We start from the raw sequence: 14,686 nt of genomic DNA on the forward strand, positions 1-14,686 counted from the left end.
TGATGTTCAAAGTGTTACGAGACTGGATTCAGCGCTACTTCTCCGACGAGGAAGCCGTGGTGCTGGCGGTCCTGCTGTTCCTGGCCTTTACCGCCGTCCTCACCCTGGGCGGCATGCTCGCTCCGGTGCTGGCGGGGATGGTGCTGGCCTACCTGATGCAGGGGTTGGTCACCACCCTGGAGCGTCTGCGCTTACCGGGTGCGGCTGCAGTGGGACTGGTATTTGCTTTGTTCATGGGGCTGTTGCTGGTATTTATCGTGGTGGTCGTGCCACTGCTGTGGCACCAGTTGATCACCCTGTTCAATGAGTTGCCCGGCATGCTCGCCAAATGGCAGTCGCTGTTGCTGCTGTTGCCGGAGCGCTACCCGCATCTGGTGTCGGATGAGCAGGTCTTGCAAGCCATCGAAGTGGCGCGCGGCGAGATCGGAAAGTTCGGGCAGTGGGCGGTGACCTTTTCCCTGTCCAGCCTGCCGTTGCTGGTCAACATCATGATCTACCTGGTGCTGGTGCCGATCCTGGTGTTTTTCTTCCTCAAGGACCGCGCGATGATCGGCCGCTGGGTAAGTGGCTATCTGCCGCGTGAGCGTGCGCTGATCACCCGGGTGGCCGAGGAGATGAACCGGCAGATCGCCAATTACATCCGCGGCAAGGTGATCGAGATCATCATCTGTGGCGGCGTGACCTACATCGCCTTTATTGCCCTGGACCTGAACTACGCGGCGCTGCTGGCATTGCTGGTGGGCATTTCAGTGGTGGTGCCGTATGTCGGCGCGGTGGTGGTGACGGTGCCGGTCACGTTGATTGCCTTGTTCCAGTGGGGCTGGAGCGACCAGTTCATCTACCTGATGGCGGTGTACGGCATCATCCAGACCCTGGACGGCAACGTACTGGTGCCGCTGCTGTTCTCGGAGGCGGTCAACCTGCATCCGGTGGCGATCATCTGCGCGGTATTGTTGTTCGGCGGGTTGTGGGGGTTCTGGGGCGTGTTCTTTGCGATCCCCCTGGCGACGCTGTTCAAGGCGGTGCTGGATGCATGGCCGCGGCAGGAACCGGTGGTGGCGCCCTTACTCTGAAGCGAGGGGAGGGCGCGTGCGCCCTCTCCCGATGATGCTCACGCGTTATGCAAAGCCTGGGCGGCCGCCAGCACGGCGTCCACATGCCCTGGCACTTTCACGCCACGCCATTCCTGGCGCAGCACGCCATCCTTGTCGATCAGGAAGGTGCTGCGATCCACGCCCAGGTATTCCTTGCCATACAGCTTCTTCAGCTTGATCACGTCAAACAGCTGGCAAACCGCTTCGTCCTTGTCGCTGATCAGCTCGAACGGGAATTCCTGCTTGCCCTTGAAGTTCTCATGAGACTTCACGCTGTCGCGCGACACGCCAAACACTTCGGTGTTGGCTGCCTTGAACGCTGCGTACTGGTCACGGAAACCCTGGCCTTCGGTGGTGCAACCCGGGGTGCTGTCCTTCGGGTAGAAGTAGATCACCACTTGCTTGCCCTTGAGGGCTGCGAGGCTGAAGGTCTGGCCGCTGGTGGCCTGGGCTTCGAAATCGGCTACGGGTTTGTCGATGACTACCGCCATGGGGGCTTCCTTACATTGGGTTCTGTGGGCGCCACGGCTCGATTAAGGCGTCGAGGTTCAGGGCATCGGCGAAGTCCAGGAACTGATCGCGCAGCCAACTGATCTGCACGCCGGCCGGCAAGGTCACGGTAAACGTGGCGTTGAGCATGGTGCCGCCGGTTTGCGGTGCCTGGTAGGTGTCGCAGGTGAGGTTTTCCAGCTCGACGTTATGGTCGATGAAGAACTGGCACAACTCGTTGACGATGTCCGAGCGGTAGGCCGAACTGACATACGCCACATAAGGCAGGGCCTGCGGGCGGTTTTCCAGCGCGGCGCTGCGTACCACATTGACGGTGAAGTTGTGCTTCTTGGCCAGACCCGGCAGGCCGGTCTCCAGGCGTGCCAGGGCGTCCCAGGTGCCGGAAATCTGCAGCACCAGCGCACTGCACTCGCCATGGCGGGTGAGACGGGAGGTGACGACGGCGCAGCGGTTTTCATGGCTGGCGCGGCACAGGACGTTGGTCAGCTCCATGGGGTTGGCGCCGAGGGCACTGATAACAAGGAATTGTTCGCGAACTGTGGGGGTGGACATGCAGCCTTCCTAAAACGATGAGCGGTCGATACGGTGAGGGCTGTATCGATCAAAGCATGAAGGGTAGCGAAAAGCGTCGCCAAGGGATAGGAGGTGGCGTTTTCATTGCGTGATCGGCGGGTTTTTACCCCGTCTCGACCCGCACTTTCGCGCAATGATGGCAATGCCCGTCGTTTAGTTGCGCCAGAACGCATCCTCAGGCGGTACTTCGCTTGTACAAGCATCTTGGCGCCAGTACCATTACGGCTCTCTTTTTCCGGCAGGAGCGGTTGCATGATTGCGGGCAGTATGGTGGCACTGGTCACACCCATGGATGCACAAGGTCGTCTCGACTGGGATAGCCTGGGCAAACTGGTGGACTTCCACCTGCAAGAGGGCACCAACGCCATTGTGGCGGTCGGCACCACAGGTGAGTCGGCCACTCTCGACGTGGAAGAACACATCCAGGTCATCGAGTTCGTGGTCAAGCGTGTCGCGGGCCGTATCGCCGTGATCGCCGGTACGGGCGCCAACTCGACGCGTGAAGCGATCGAGCTGACCAGGAACGCCAAGAAAGCCGGCGCCGACGCCTGCCTGCTGGTGACCCCGTACTACAACAAGCCGACCCAGGAAGGCCTGTACCAGCACTTCCGCACCATTGCCGAAGCGGTCGATATCCCGCAGATCCTCTATAACGTGCCAGGTCGCACCGCGTGCGACATGAAGGCCGAGACCGTGATCCGCCTGTCCACCGTGCCGAACATCATCGGCATCAAGGAAGCCACCGGCGACCTGCAGCGCGCCAAGGACATCCTGGCAGGCGTGAGCAGCGACTTCCTGGTGTATTCCGGCGACGATGCCACTGCTGTCGAGCTGATCCTGCTGGGCGGCAAGGGCAACATCTCGGTGACCGCCAACGTGGCCCCGCGTGCGATGAGCGACATGTGCGCCGCCGCCCTCGCCGGCGATGCCGTGACCGCACGTGCGATTCACGAAAAACTGATGCCGCTCAACAAGACACTGTTTATCGAATCCAACCCTATTCCCGTGAAATGGGCGCTGTTCGAGATGGGCATGATGCCGGACGGTATCCGTCTGCCGCTCACCCGCCTCAGCGAAGCCTGTCACGAACCGCTGCGACAGGCCTTGCGCCAGTCCGGCGTCCTGGTTTAATTGAGGAAGCACTACGCATGAAGCGATTGGCCGGACTTTCCGCACTTGCCTTGATTATCTCCAGCACCAGCGGCTGCGGTTGGATCTGGGGCCCGGAAGGCTACTTCCGTGACCGCGGCAGCGATTACCTGGAAGCACAAGCAACCAAACCGATGCAACTGCCGCCGGACGTCAACGTCGCCAAGCGCCTTGACCCGTTGCTGCCGATTCCGCGCAATGTTGCCGACGACACCGCCAAGGGTGAGTACGTGGTGCCGCGTCCACAACCGATCTTGGCCGTGGCGAATACCAGCGACTACAGCCTGCAGAAGAGCGGCGATTCGCGTTGGATCGTGGCACAGCGCCCACCTGCCGAAGTCTGGCCGGTGGCGGTGCAGTTCTTCCAGGACAATGGCTTCCGCATCGACGAGCAGCGCCCGCAGACCGGTGAGTTCACCACGGCGTGGCAGCAAGGCAGCGAGCTGTCCGCCAGCATGGCCAAGCGTTTGCAGTCTGGCGGTATCGCCGCTGACAGCGAAGCCCGTGTACGTGTACGCATCGAGCCTGGCGTGCAGCGCAATACCAGTGAAGTCTATGTGGTCAGCGCCGAGCGTCCTGCCGGCAGCACGTCCAACGTCGAGTTCACCAACCGCTCGGTCAACACCGGCGTCGACGCCGCACTGGTCGACGAGATGCTGGCCAGCATGAGCCGCATTTCCGAGAAGGGCGGTTCGATCTCCCTGCTCGCCGCACGCGATTACGACACCCCGAGCCGCGTCAGCCTCACCGAAGACGGCAGCGGCAACGTGGTGCTGAACCTGGGTGAAGACCTGGACCGTGCCTGGGCCAGTGTCGGTCGCGCGTTGGAACAAGGCCCTTGGCGTGTTGAAGACATCAACCGCAGCCTGGGCCTGTACTACATCAACGTGGCGGAAAAAGCCGAGAAGAAAGACGCCGAGCCAGGTTTCTTCAGCAAATTGTTCGGCAGCGCGCCGACCAAGGAAGAGATCGAAACCCGCGCCGAGCGTTATCAGATTCGTTTGAGCAAGGTTGGCGAAAGCGTGCAAGTCACCGTCGAGAAGAACATCAACACCGTTGCGCCAGCTGAAACAGCGCGCAAGGTGTTGGGCGTGATTCAGGACAACCTGGGCTGATCCGATGCGTTTTGCCGTTCTCGGCAGCGGTAGCCAAGGGAACGGCACGCTGGTCGCTCAAGACGACACGTATGTGCTGGTGGATTGTGGTTTCTCGTTAAGAGAAACCGAGCGGCGCCTGCTGCGCCTGGGGGTTCACCCCTCGCAGCTGAGCGCGATTCTGGTGACCCACGAACATGCCGACCATGTGCATGGCGTGGGTTTGCTGTCTCGGCGCTACAATCTTCCGGTGTACCTGAGTCGCGGCACCTTGCGCGGGATGCGCAAACCCATTGAACCCGCAGGCTTCCTGGCCGGTGGCGAGCAACTGCAGATCGGTGCGTTGAGCATCGATGTGATTGCCGTGGCGCATGACGCCCAGGAGCCGACGCAGTATGTATTCAGTGGCGGCGAGCGACGTTTCGGCGTACTCACCGACCTGGGCTCCTACTGCGCCAAGGTGCTGGACGGTTACCGGGATCTCGATGCATTGATGATCGAGTCCAACCACTGCCGAGACCTGTTGGCTCGCGGTCATTACCCGTACTTTCTCAAGCAACGGGTGGGCGGCGAACTCGGGCATTTGAACAACCACCAGGCGGCGTACCTGGTGTATGAGTTGGGCTGGCAAGACCTGCAACACCTGGTCCTGGCCCACCTGAGCAGCAAGAACAACCTGCCGCAGCTGGCCCGGCAATGTTTTGTCGATACCCTTGGGTGCGACCCGGACTGGCTGCAACTGGCCGATCAAGATTCAGGGCTCGACTGGCGACACATCGCCTAGCCCACCTCACTCAAAGCGGAGCCCATCATGGAAAAACGTGAAGAACTCTACCGCGGCAAAGCCAAGTCGGTGTACAAGACCGACGACGCCAACCGCCTGATCCTGCTGTTTCGCAACGACACTTCGGCGTTCGACGGCAAGCGCATCGAACAACTGGATCGCAAGGGCATGGTGAACAACAAGTTCAACGCCTTCATCATGCAGAAACTCGAAGCGGCCGGCATTCCGACCCAATTCGACAAACTGCTGAGCGACAACGAGTGCCTGGTCAAGAAGCTGGACATGATCCCGGTCGAATGCGTCGTGCGTAACTACGCCGCTGGCAGCCTGGTCAAGCGCCTGGGCGTGGAGGAGGGCCTCAAGCTCAACCCTTACACGTTCGAGCTGTTCCTGAAGGACGACGCCAAGGGCGACCCGTTCATCAACGAATCCCACGTCGTGGCGTTCGGCTGGGGCACCGCCGAGCAACTGGCGCGCATGAAGGAACTGTCCCTCAAGGTCAACGACGTGCTGAGCAAGCTGTTCGACGACGCCGGCCTCTTGCTGGTCGACTTCAAGCTTGAATTCGGCGTGTTCCACGACGGCTCCATCGTCCTGGGCGACGAATTCAGCCCGGACGGCTGCCGCCTGTGGGACAAGGACACCAAGAAGAAGATGGACAAAGACCGCTTCCGCCAAGGCCTCGGTGACGTGATCGAAGCCTACGAAGAAGTCGCCAAGCGCCTCGGCGTACCGCTGTAATCGACGCAAGCATCTGATAGCACGGAAAAAAATCGCTTCGGCGCTTTGCTTTCCAGAGACAGGCTGTTATGATGCGCGCCGTTGGAGAGATGCCAGAGTGGCCGAATGGGACGGATTCGAAATCCGTTGTACCTTCACCGGTACCTAGGGTTCGAATCCCTATCTCTCCGCCATATTAAAAGTCCTTATAAATCAATGGTTTATAGTGGAATTTGCAGAGCGATTTTGTACCGGCGCTTTGTACCAAAAATAGCCCTGATCTTCGGATCGGGGCTTTTTTTTGCTCAAATTATGCGCTGGTGAGTTACATTCGACTTTTTAACCATGTTTTTCCCAATCCAATTCTTTGCTTCGGGCCCGTCCTAAGGCTCATTTTTGTAGTTGCGAAATGAATCAGGTCGGTTAGGGTGGAAGCTTTATTAATTATAAAGGGATGTTCCATTGATTAAGCTGTGTGTCGTGGGGATGGCTGTGGTGGTTATGTGTAGCGGCGCGTCGGCAGCGAGCAACGAAGACGAAGCGGCTGCATTGGCAAGCCTAGGCGAGGTTCAGAAGCTGTACGAGAAGCGTCCTCAAGGAACGCCAAACGACGCAGGCACTAGAACCTTGTCTAAAAAGGACATCAATGAGTGCGTAGCACAGATGACCTTGGCGAAAGACAAGCTAGATGTTGTTAAGAAACTGCACGGTACAAGCCAAGCTTATCAGTCAATGCAGACTCGTTTACTGAATGGCCAGGTAAGAGGCCGTCTGGCGAGCTGCAAGCAGACCAAGGATACGCTCGACTATTAATGGGGATCCGTAACCTCGAAAAGCTCGTCGGGTGCCGGTACGGTCTGTACTCGTAAGTTTAATTCCTTGTGAGAGCTAGACCCTGCTGGGATTCGAAGCTCTAAGCTGTGGTAAGAGTTGGACGAAGCCTGATGAGGTATCTCGTTGTATGAGTGTTCACCTTGAATAGGGCGGAGAATACTTGTCTTGTCAGGAGGTAAGCGACGCTGGATATGACTTGTGCCGTCGCCACCGAGTAATGGCTGCTAATGCCGCCGGCTTTTGAGCGTAGGGCATCGAAAACAGTTTTTACGCGGGAGGATATGGTGTTAGGTAGACGATACATGGTGTCTTGAGGTCGATTATCCCATTGTCCATATCGTGCCTCGTTGCGTAATCGCCTGCGGTCACCATATGACCAAAGGCCACGATACGGTACATCTAGCCATCTTTAATGCGTACGCCATTTTAGGTGCCATACTCACCTACCTAGATCGGTCTGAAAAGGTCAAGGCTGCCGTGGAGCTATTGAGCCAAGCGACCAAGACTACGTTGCCTACCATCATTCTTACTTTGCGGACATCCCAATGACGTCACATATCACCGATCAGCTCACGAGGCTGTTGAAAGCTAATACAGCAGCTCCCTTCTTGTTCATCGGTTCAGGTTTTTCGCGGAGGTATATTGGCCTAGAAAATTGGGAGGAATTACTTTCAAGATTTTGTGAAAATATAAAAAGCTTTGGTTTTTATAGCTCACAAAATAATAGAGATATGCCAAAAACTGCTAGCGATATGGCTAAAGATTTCAATCCGGTCTGGTGGGAGAGTGATAAATATGCAGAGTCTCGCGGCTTAAATGAAGGTGGGATGGACAACGTTTCATCTGCGTTAAAATACGAAATCTCTAAATATCTTAGTCTGATTAGCAGCAATAAACCTTCGGATGAGAAGTTGTTGCAAGAGCTTGAGGTTCTTTCCAGAATAAACGTTGATGGCATAATTACTACGAATTGGGATCTTTTTCTTGAGGAGCTTTTTCCTGATTATCAGGTTTTTATTGGTCAAGAGGAATTGTTGTTTTCCAATCCCCAGTCCATTGCCGAGATTTATAAAATACATGGTTGTTCGTCTCGTTCAAATAGCTTGGTATTGACCGCTGAGGACTACGAAGAGTTTGAAGGAAAAAATCCCTACCTTGCAGCAAAATTAATAACCTTGTTCATTGAGCATCCAATAATTTTTATCGGTTACTCTATAAGTGATAAAAATATTCAGAAAATTATTGAATCAATCGTCAACTGCCTTGGGCAGGACAAACTGGATAAATTCGGTCGCAATTTGGTTTTTGTACAGCGCCCTGATAATGGTGAGGCGCCAAGCTTTCATGACGCAATAATGTCCATTGGCGACACTCGACTTTCGATCACTGTAGTCAAGACAAGTGATTTTTTAGAAATATATGAAGCAATAGAAAGTACAAAGCGCAAGATACCCGCACGTATTTTAAGGTATTGCAAGGAGCAAATGTACGATTTGGTCAGGGATAATGATCCGGAAGGCAAGCTTGCGGTTATTGATTTAGACCAAATCGAAAACAAGGACGATGTAGAGTTTGTGATGGGGGTTGGTGTTGCAAAAGACGCAGTATCTGCTTTAGGATATATTGCAATCACCGTGAATGATATTTTACTTGATATGATTGCTGGTGGATCTAAATTCAATCCGCACACGTTATTGAAAGACTTCTATCCATCATTGATAAAGCGGTCTAATAAATACATTCCCATATACAAACATTTGCGGGCGGTCGGTATAGTTTCTCTGGCAGAGCTGAGAGCTTCCGAATATTCTAATCTTGAAGAGGTTTTGCGTAAGGCGAGTCGGGACGATTACAGGATTAAGCAATACAAGAAGCAGTTTGCAACTTTGTACGCAGGAATGAGTACAGCTGAGATTATAGCCACGCTCACAAGTGAAAAAGCAGCGATAATGATACCCCAGCAAAATGATTGCGATATTGATATCGTGGCAGTCAAAGCATTTTTACAAGCAAATACAGCAGGTTTGGCTAGCGGAAACTATGCCACCTATTATAGAAGGCTTGGCTGTCTCATTGACTTGATTGAGGACGGCTTTCCGCTCTAATAAACCAAAGTCAAATCTCGCATAAACGGCCTCGCTGGTCCATTTGTGTCGGTTTGCGTGACCTTGTCGTTGATTTTGGTTGTTCCGGGCTGTTCTTTGCCACGACCAAAGCTAAGCGATTGATTTTGACATTTAGATGCTGGATTCAGCCATTAATAGATGATTTCGCCTCCCATGTGCTCAAGAGATACAGGGCAAGTGAGCCTGCGAGGTTCACTGCCAATTCAGCATGGCGTGGAGCTGGTTTCACGCCTGCCTTACCTGTGCCATGAGAATCGCTGAGTCGATTTCGAAGTGCACCCAATCCTTCCACTACTGACGTGCAGCCGCCTAGGATTTGCTTGAAGACTTTCTCTGTGTGTTGGGAGGGAGCTAGGTTGAGCAATTCTGCTGTTTGGCGGTATAGCTTGTTGAGGTCCGGTGTCTCGTCGTACTCTGCCCCGGCTTCCTCCAAGATGTGCTTGCAGACAGATTCGAGCAGGGTCCGCGCCATTGTGATTGCGCCTTCTGGGTCTGTGGTACGCCTCTCCAGTGATTTTGTCCATGCAACCCTCACATGCTGAGAGTCGAAGCGCTCAATCGCGCCGGTGACCACATGGTCCGCTGGTGACGAACCACCTTTCTCAACGTAGTTCAGCAACGGACGAAACTCGTCCCATAGGTAGGTCCGTCGTTCCGCGTAGGTGCCGTATTTGTTCTTGATAAACTGCCAGAACTGACCAAGGCTGCGACAGGTATTCACACATCGAGGCACCATCGTGGCAAGGCTAGGATCGTCCAGAATGGCGCGTCTCAGTATCAGGTATGCAGTTTCGTCCTCGTTACCACCCGTAGCTTGGGAGACTAGAATGTTCTGGAGCGCTTCTGCTTCTTCGGATAGTGGATGCATTTCTGACCTTGGTATGCACTAAGAATTTGGGTAACCCTTACCCCAGTCTATAGCATGTCGGCGATCCTCTATCAGAGAGCTGTTGCGATGGCTAACTAATCATTTAAAACCGGTAGAGTAAGTGGCGTGGAAGCGCAGGTAGAGCCCCTTTGTCTGCCGATGGCTGGGAGTTACCGTTTCTGGTTTGTGGAGAAGTGTCACATTTAAACGGAGTAACTCTCCTGCGGTGGGGTACCCAGCGGATGCACTATTCTGTACCAGTATTTTGTACCGAAACTCAGCTGCAACCCGTATAAAGCTTCTGTTTCGGGGGCTGCAGAGTATTTCGCAGAGCGTCCCTATCTCTCCGCCATTATTGAATACGACTAAGCCCCTGAAATGGTTGAACATTTCAGGGGCTTTTTCGTTGTTGGGATTTGGTTTAGGGCAATTCTCAGGGCTCGCTCAGCAGCCTTCCATCACTCATAAGGATTTGGTGATGCGATACCCGATACCGCGCCTTGTTGCGCGGCTCTCCCGCCGCTGCCTACTCAAGCAATGTGGTGGTCTCCGTAGAAGGCACAGCAGGCGTTATTCAGTACGCCGAAGCGCGCACGTACCTGCAGCTTTTGGATCGGGGTGAAAAAACCATGAACTCCCCCCGAAAGCGAAAATCACTTCGAGCTGAAAGATGCTTACTTTGTTCGAGTCCGTGTTGATGCTGCCAAACTCGCACCGATTCTCTTTAGAATGTCTTGCCAAAACTGGGGGGGTGCCCGTGGTACGCCGGGCTCAAGGGATCTACTCGTGGGAGTTGGTCCCGATCACATGGCACGCGAGGTGGAAGCCACATTGGCCTGGTTGCAACATCAAGGTGAGTAGGGCCAGCGGTTAGCCAAATTGGCGAGCCTGCGCTATCTACCGGAACGGGAGCTGTCCGTTGCTGAGCAGATGCGGCAGCTGGGACTGGAGCCATCGGCGGATAGGACTTATCGCAACTGGGCCCAGCGACTGCATGATCGAATGATTGCTGAGTTATCGAGACGCTCTGAGAGACGCGGTACTTGACCATCTGTCAGGATAGTTTGCGCCGATAGTGCGTCAAAGTTTTATCACTGTGTCATTGCGGAAGCACACTTGAAACGCCTACTTTGTAGATTTTCTGTTAGAGAGTAAAAAGATATCAGGTTGGTTGCTGCATCCCCGCATAGGACGGATCCCCCATCGCTATCGAGTTATAAAGGTTGGACGAGTGATGTCATATTTTGTTGAGGTTAACCAAATAAGAGAGCGCCTTTAGATCCTTCGGGATCTCAGTCGCTGTAAATAGTTTTACAGGTTCAAAGCTAATGAAACCCAATGCTTCTTTGGCGACCTGACTTTTGTCTCCTGCTAGTAAAGCACTGCCCAACGAAAAAGTGCTTTCGATGTTAAGGCTGATGTTGAAGCTGGAAGCAACTCTTCGTAGTAGGCCTTTCGTAGCTGAGGCATTGACGTTGGTTATGGATTTTTTGAGGTTTGCTATTGCTGTCACTAAAGCTCTCTCGGTGTCTGGCTGAGAAAGAATCAGTTGGTAGATGTTGTCCAGATGATTTCGAAATTCTAATAGTTCATCTTTTCTCTTGTCTTTGTAGTTTAATATGTCATCGAAAGATGATTCTGGGCTTGGAATCGGTAGGCATTCATAAATTTTTATTTCGATCCCTGGGTTCTTCGTAAGCTGATTCTCGCTCGGAGAGAGCTTGTGATTCGCCAGGCTCCACTGCCCAGGTTGGACACTATGGCGTATCTTCAGGGCATTTTCGATTAGGTTTAGTTTTGTGTGCTTTGGCTGAAATGTAGAGCCCTCGTCGTGCAGTGTGTGCTCTAAGATCCCAGCGCTCTCGAGAAATTTATCGTCAGGTGTTGATTCAAAACCTATTCTGGTAGTTTTTGGGATGTCAATTTTGTCAAAGTAAAGTAAGTATTTTTTAAAGGTGTCAGGGTGAATGGTTCCTAAGTAGCTAATATTTTTATGTGTGTCGAGATCTAGTGAGGGTGCTATAACTATCCCTCTCATGTTGTTTTCAATAGTCATGTAGTGTGTACTTTATAAGTTGGGTCTGATTTTAAGTCAAGTTATCAGGGGTTGCTGATTGAGTCTAGTGAAGGCTTTTAAAAGTTCTAATTGATAACGTTTCGCACGCATCAAATTTCCCCGGCAATGAGCGAGAGTAAACCCAGGCTCTATAGCTACCACTGGCAAAATACTCGACTCGGCTGGCTCCGGGATCATCCACTTTGTGCTGAATGCTCTCGTCGCGGTCGCACCGGCGCCGCAGTGATCGTGGACCCTTTGATCCCCACCACGGCGACGTACATCTCTTCTGTGACCGCGACGGCTTCTCCAACGGCCCGATCATGGCGGATGTCTGACTGCAAAATTTTTTATGATTTCAGTTTGGCGTTTCTGAGTGTGGGGGAGTATCAGGACACGGCAAACAGATGAAACGCACTTGTGTGAGTCCCGCCGTGGGACTAGGATCATTCTATGAGAATCATCGCGATCAGCCAGCTCAAGACTTTTTGGCAGAAATATCCGGATTCAGAGCAATCCCTCCTTGCCTGGATTGACGAGGTCAAGAAAGCGAGCTGGCAGACGCCCGCAGACATCAAAGGCCAGTTTCGCCATGCGAGCGTTCTCAAGAGCCGCCGGGTCGTGTTCAACATCAAGGGCAATGACTACCGGCTAGTGGTCGCTGTGGCCTACCGCTACAGCGCTCTCTATATCAAATTTGTCGGCACACATAAGCAGTACGACGCCGTTGACGCAGATACTGTTGAAATGGAGTAACCCATGAACATTCGCCCCATTCGTACCGAACAGGATTACCAAGAAGCGCTGAAGGCTGTCTCGCCGCTGTTCGATAATGAGCCAGAGCCAGGGACTCCTGAAGGGGATTACCTAGAGGTAATGATTACGCTGATCGAAGCTTATGAAGCGAAACACTTCCCGGTTGGCCTGCCCAACCCGGTGGATGCCATACGTTTCAGGATGGAGCAGTCCGGTTTGTCAGCGACAGACCTTGTGCCTGCCATCGGGCGCAAGAATCGGGTTTATGAGGTTCTGAACGGGAAGCGAGCTCTTACGCTGCCGATGATTTGGAAACTGCATGAGATGTTTGGGATTCCGGCGGAGAGTTTGATTAAGCCGGTAAAAGCTCTGTAGTACTGAGCTAGTTTGATTTGCTGAAAAATCCGGGCTTCTGATAAGAGTGCCGGATTTTTTTGCCTGCCGTTCATGGCTGACCGATATCGGCGGCCGCAAGGGCTTCTCCAACAACCCGATCATGGCGGGCGTCTGACCGTGAAACACTGGAAACCCGGACGGCTGCGCGCCGCCTTGCAGTAGTGGCTCGGCGTGCCCATTGGCTTGGCTGAAAGGGCCTTCTGGCGAGAGTGGTTCAGCACCTCCAGCAGGGCAAAGCCGTGTTGGTCGATTCCGCCATGCGGCTGGACAGCATCTTCGGAGCTTCGCTGTCGGCGGAAGAGGCCGCAGCGAAGGTCTTCGCCAAACGTCCTATGAGCCTACTCGTAGTCTAGAAAAGGCATTAGATAGGTTTCGGGGTGTGATCAATCCAGCGAGGCGACTCTAACGGTGTAATGTAAGAGTCGCAAAGCTATTCAGCTGGATGGGTTATTTTTTGAAAATTTGTTTTTTGGGTGGATGAATTTTTTCGTGGAGTTTTTTTGCAACACCGGATCTGGATATTCGCACCAATATACAGAACACGGAGAAAATCGAAATTGCGACGATTGCCAGAAGAAGCCCTCGTTGCCCCTTGAGCCCATTGTTTACATGCTCACGGTATTTGTCCTCGCCAAAGAGCGAGCAGATGATGTTGATGTTTTTTTCTGAGAACTCGTGATTGATAAATTTTTTAAGTGATTCCGGTGACTGGCACTCTTTCTCTGTTAGCGTTGGGTTGGATCTGAAAAAGCTGAATTTAGCATCGCCCTCGGATAGGTAAAATGACGGAGCTTCCGGAGCGTCTTTCAATGAAACCATCAGGTATTTTGCGTTCGTAAGTGGTGCTGAAATGCTGATAATTACGAAGAAAAAGAAGAGTAGCGCAAAAAGCGCACATTGAGCATGTTTCGAAAACAGGGCCTCTTTAAATTTTAGGCTGTTAAAGTTTTTCCAGTCTATATATTTTCTTGCTCGTGCAACATCTCTATGGCAGAAGCCATTTTTCTTGATCCATTCCTCGGCGAGTTTGGTGTCAGTCAAGTTCTGTGCGGGTATGTTGAACTCGAATCGGTAGTATTCAACTTCCCTGAGGTTTTTTCGTACTTGTTCGTAGTCTTCGGTTTCAAATTTTGTGGAGCCGCCGAAAAAGCGCCACATTAAGTCGCGTAGGAATATCAGTGAGCCTGAACGCGAATAAATGTACAAGGCTAACAAGCAGATAGCGATACCGCTAACTAAGCTTGCCAGTGTTGCATAATTTTCAAATGTCCAGTTTACGATGTTGTCGTTGAAGTTTTGCTGTGACACAGATTCATCCTTGATTTAGTTCTGATGGAAGGTTTTATTGGCTGTTTAGCCATTAAGCAATAGGCATTTTTAACTCGTCCTTAAGTTTTTTGTGTCTGCGGCGATAGAGCTCTATACCCTACAGGGAGGATAACCCATGTCCGACACCACCCGCGACCAGTTCAAACAGGTTTCCTCCGAGCTGGAGTGTGCCTCCGGCGCCTTCAGCAAACAGGCCGAGGAGACCATGAGCGAAGCGCGCAAGGCTGGCGGTTTATCCGAGAAAACCATGGCCACCGTGCCTGAGGAATCCGTTGCCTGGATCTCTGAGCTGCAGTTGGCCAGAAAATGCAAGGACGCTTCCAGGTTTAGCCACTTCGCACCGGGTTGGATATTAGGGAAACTCTGAAAAAGACTTTCTGATTTGGCAAAATACCGC

15 protein-coding genes and 1 tRNA gene are annotated in these 14,686 nt (G+C 53.0%); 11 read left to right on the forward strand and 5 right to left on the reverse strand.

Features of this window, described 5'->3' with window-relative positions; translation table 11 throughout:
- Positions 1–2 precede the first annotated feature (2 nt).
- Entirely contained in the window at positions 3–1,073 is a 1,071-nt protein-coding gene (locus MOQ67_RS08665) for an AI-2E family transporter (RefSeq protein WP_017844916.1), read from the forward strand.
- Between the two features lie 38 nt (positions 1,074–1,111).
- Here the strand turns inward: MOQ67_RS08665 and MOQ67_RS08670 are convergent, their stop codons facing one another.
- Together MOQ67_RS08670 and MOQ67_RS08675 are read right to left on the reverse strand one after the other, a co-directional pair.
- Positions 1,112–1,585 (reverse strand): peroxiredoxin, encoded by a 474-nt coding sequence (locus MOQ67_RS08670; protein WP_046384366.1) that lies wholly within the window; start codon positions 1,583–1,585, stop codon positions 1,112–1,114.
- Positions 1,586–1,595: 10 nt separating this feature from the next.
- A complete protein-coding gene (locus tag MOQ67_RS08675; RefSeq protein WP_017529585.1) occupies positions 1,596–2,156 on the reverse strand; it encodes a glycine cleavage system protein R in 561 nt (186 codons plus the stop codon).
- A gap of 273 nt (positions 2,157–2,429) precedes the next feature.
- On the opposite strand from MOQ67_RS08675, the gene dapA reads away from it, so the two are divergent.
- The 7 genes from dapA (at position 2,430) to MOQ67_RS08710 (ending at position 8,863) form a co-directional block, all read left to right on the forward strand.
- Entirely contained in the window at positions 2,430–3,308 is an 879-nt protein-coding gene (gene dapA / locus MOQ67_RS08680) for a 4-hydroxy-tetrahydrodipicolinate synthase (protein WP_017844918.1), read from the forward strand.
- Between the two features lie 17 nt (positions 3,309–3,325).
- A complete protein-coding gene (bamC, locus tag MOQ67_RS08685) occupies positions 3,326–4,441 on the forward strand; it encodes an outer membrane protein assembly factor BamC (RefSeq protein WP_017844919.1) in 1,116 nt (371 codons plus the stop codon).
- 4 nt (positions 4,442–4,445) lie between these two features.
- Positions 4,446–5,204 (forward strand): MBL fold metallo-hydrolase, encoded by a 759-nt coding sequence (locus tag MOQ67_RS08690; RefSeq protein ID WP_017844920.1) that lies wholly within the window; start codon positions 4,446–4,448, stop codon positions 5,202–5,204.
- A 27-nt stretch (positions 5,205–5,231) separates the two neighbouring features.
- Positions 5,232–5,945, forward strand: coding sequence for a phosphoribosylaminoimidazolesuccinocarboxamide synthase (gene purC, locus MOQ67_RS08695; protein WP_017844921.1), 714 nt, complete (start codon positions 5,232–5,234; stop codon positions 5,943–5,945).
- Positions 5,946–6,028: 83 nt separating this feature from the next.
- Positions 6,029–6,118: transfer RNA gene (locus tag MOQ67_RS08700), tRNA-Ser, on the forward strand.
- A 268-nt stretch (positions 6,119–6,386) separates the two neighbouring features.
- The gene (locus MOQ67_RS08705) at positions 6,387–6,737 is read left to right on the forward strand and encodes a hypothetical protein (RefSeq protein ID WP_448675911.1); all 351 of its coding nucleotides are present in this window, start codon (positions 6,387–6,389) and stop codon (positions 6,735–6,737) included.
- 566 nt (positions 6,738–7,303) lie between these two features.
- Entirely contained in the window at positions 7,304–8,863 is a 1,560-nt protein-coding gene (locus tag MOQ67_RS08710) for an SIR2 family protein (protein ID WP_448675912.1), read from the forward strand.
- Between the two features lie 145 nt (positions 8,864–9,008).
- Here MOQ67_RS08710 and MOQ67_RS08715 read toward each other — a convergent pair whose 3' ends face one another.
- Together MOQ67_RS08715 and MOQ67_RS08720 are read right to left on the reverse strand one after the other, a co-directional pair.
- Complete coding sequence (locus MOQ67_RS08715) at positions 9,009–9,605, reverse strand: abortive infection family protein (protein ID WP_448675913.1); 597 nt, start codon at positions 9,603–9,605, stop codon at positions 9,009–9,011.
- 1,384 nt (positions 9,606–10,989) lie between these two features.
- Positions 10,990–11,808, reverse strand: coding sequence for a DUF6236 family protein (locus MOQ67_RS08720; RefSeq protein WP_198717746.1), 819 nt, complete (start codon positions 11,806–11,808; stop codon positions 10,990–10,992).
- A gap of 453 nt (positions 11,809–12,261) precedes the next feature.
- Between MOQ67_RS08720 and MOQ67_RS08725 the strand changes: the two genes are divergently transcribed.
- The gene (locus MOQ67_RS08725; RefSeq protein WP_079443046.1) at positions 12,262–12,564 is read left to right on the forward strand and encodes a type II toxin-antitoxin system HigB family toxin; all 303 of its coding nucleotides are present in this window, start codon (positions 12,262–12,264) and stop codon (positions 12,562–12,564) included.
- A 3-nt stretch (positions 12,565–12,567) separates the two neighbouring features.
- The gene (locus MOQ67_RS08730; RefSeq protein ID WP_198717745.1) at positions 12,568–12,939 is read left to right on the forward strand and encodes a helix-turn-helix domain-containing protein; all 372 of its coding nucleotides are present in this window, start codon (positions 12,568–12,570) and stop codon (positions 12,937–12,939) included.
- Between the two features lie 468 nt (positions 12,940–13,407).
- Here the strand turns inward: MOQ67_RS08730 and MOQ67_RS08735 are convergent, their stop codons facing one another.
- Positions 13,408–14,268 carry a DUF6216 family protein gene (locus tag MOQ67_RS08735; RefSeq protein ID WP_198717744.1) on the reverse strand — a complete coding sequence of 287 codons (861 nt, stop codon included), beginning with the start codon at positions 14,266–14,268 and terminating at the stop codon, positions 13,408–13,410.
- A 136-nt stretch (positions 14,269–14,404) separates the two neighbouring features.
- Between MOQ67_RS08735 and MOQ67_RS08740 the strand changes: the two genes are divergently transcribed.
- Positions 14,405–14,656 (forward strand): hypothetical protein, encoded by a 252-nt coding sequence (locus tag MOQ67_RS08740; protein ID WP_448675914.1) that lies wholly within the window; start codon positions 14,405–14,407, stop codon positions 14,654–14,656.
- The last annotated feature ends 30 nt before the right edge of the window (positions 14,657–14,686 follow it).

The organism is Pseudomonas sp. LY-1 (genome assembly GCF_053502595.1).

Coding starts and splice junctions, on each gene's coding strand:
- MOQ67_RS08665 (WP_017844916.1), top strand. CDS start 3: ATGTTCAAAGTGTTACGAGACTGGATTCAGCGCTACTTCTCCGACGAG.
- MOQ67_RS08670 (WP_046384366.1), bottom strand. CDS start 1,585: ATGGCGGTAGTCATCGACAAACCCGTAGCCGATTTCGAAGCCCAGGCC.
- MOQ67_RS08675 (WP_017529585.1), bottom strand. CDS start 2,156: ATGTCCACCCCCACAGTTCGCGAACAATTCCTTGTTATCAGTGCCCTC.
- dapA (WP_017844918.1), top strand. CDS start 2,430: ATGATTGCGGGCAGTATGGTGGCACTGGTCACACCCATGGATGCACAA.
- bamC (WP_017844919.1), top strand. CDS start 3,326: ATGAAGCGATTGGCCGGACTTTCCGCACTTGCCTTGATTATCTCCAGC.
- MOQ67_RS08690 (WP_017844920.1), top strand. CDS start 4,446: ATGCGTTTTGCCGTTCTCGGCAGCGGTAGCCAAGGGAACGGCACGCTG.
- purC (WP_017844921.1), top strand. CDS start 5,232: ATGGAAAAACGTGAAGAACTCTACCGCGGCAAAGCCAAGTCGGTGTAC.
- MOQ67_RS08710 (WP_448675912.1), top strand. CDS start 7,304: ATGACGTCACATATCACCGATCAGCTCACGAGGCTGTTGAAAGCTAAT.
- MOQ67_RS08720 (WP_198717746.1), bottom strand. CDS start 11,808: ATGACTATTGAAAACAACATGAGAGGGATAGTTATAGCACCCTCACTA.
- MOQ67_RS08725 (WP_079443046.1), top strand. CDS start 12,262: ATGAGAATCATCGCGATCAGCCAGCTCAAGACTTTTTGGCAGAAATAT.
- MOQ67_RS08730 (WP_198717745.1), top strand. CDS start 12,568: ATGAACATTCGCCCCATTCGTACCGAACAGGATTACCAAGAAGCGCTG.
- MOQ67_RS08740 (WP_448675914.1), top strand. CDS start 14,405: ATGTCCGACACCACCCGCGACCAGTTCAAACAGGTTTCCTCCGAGCTG.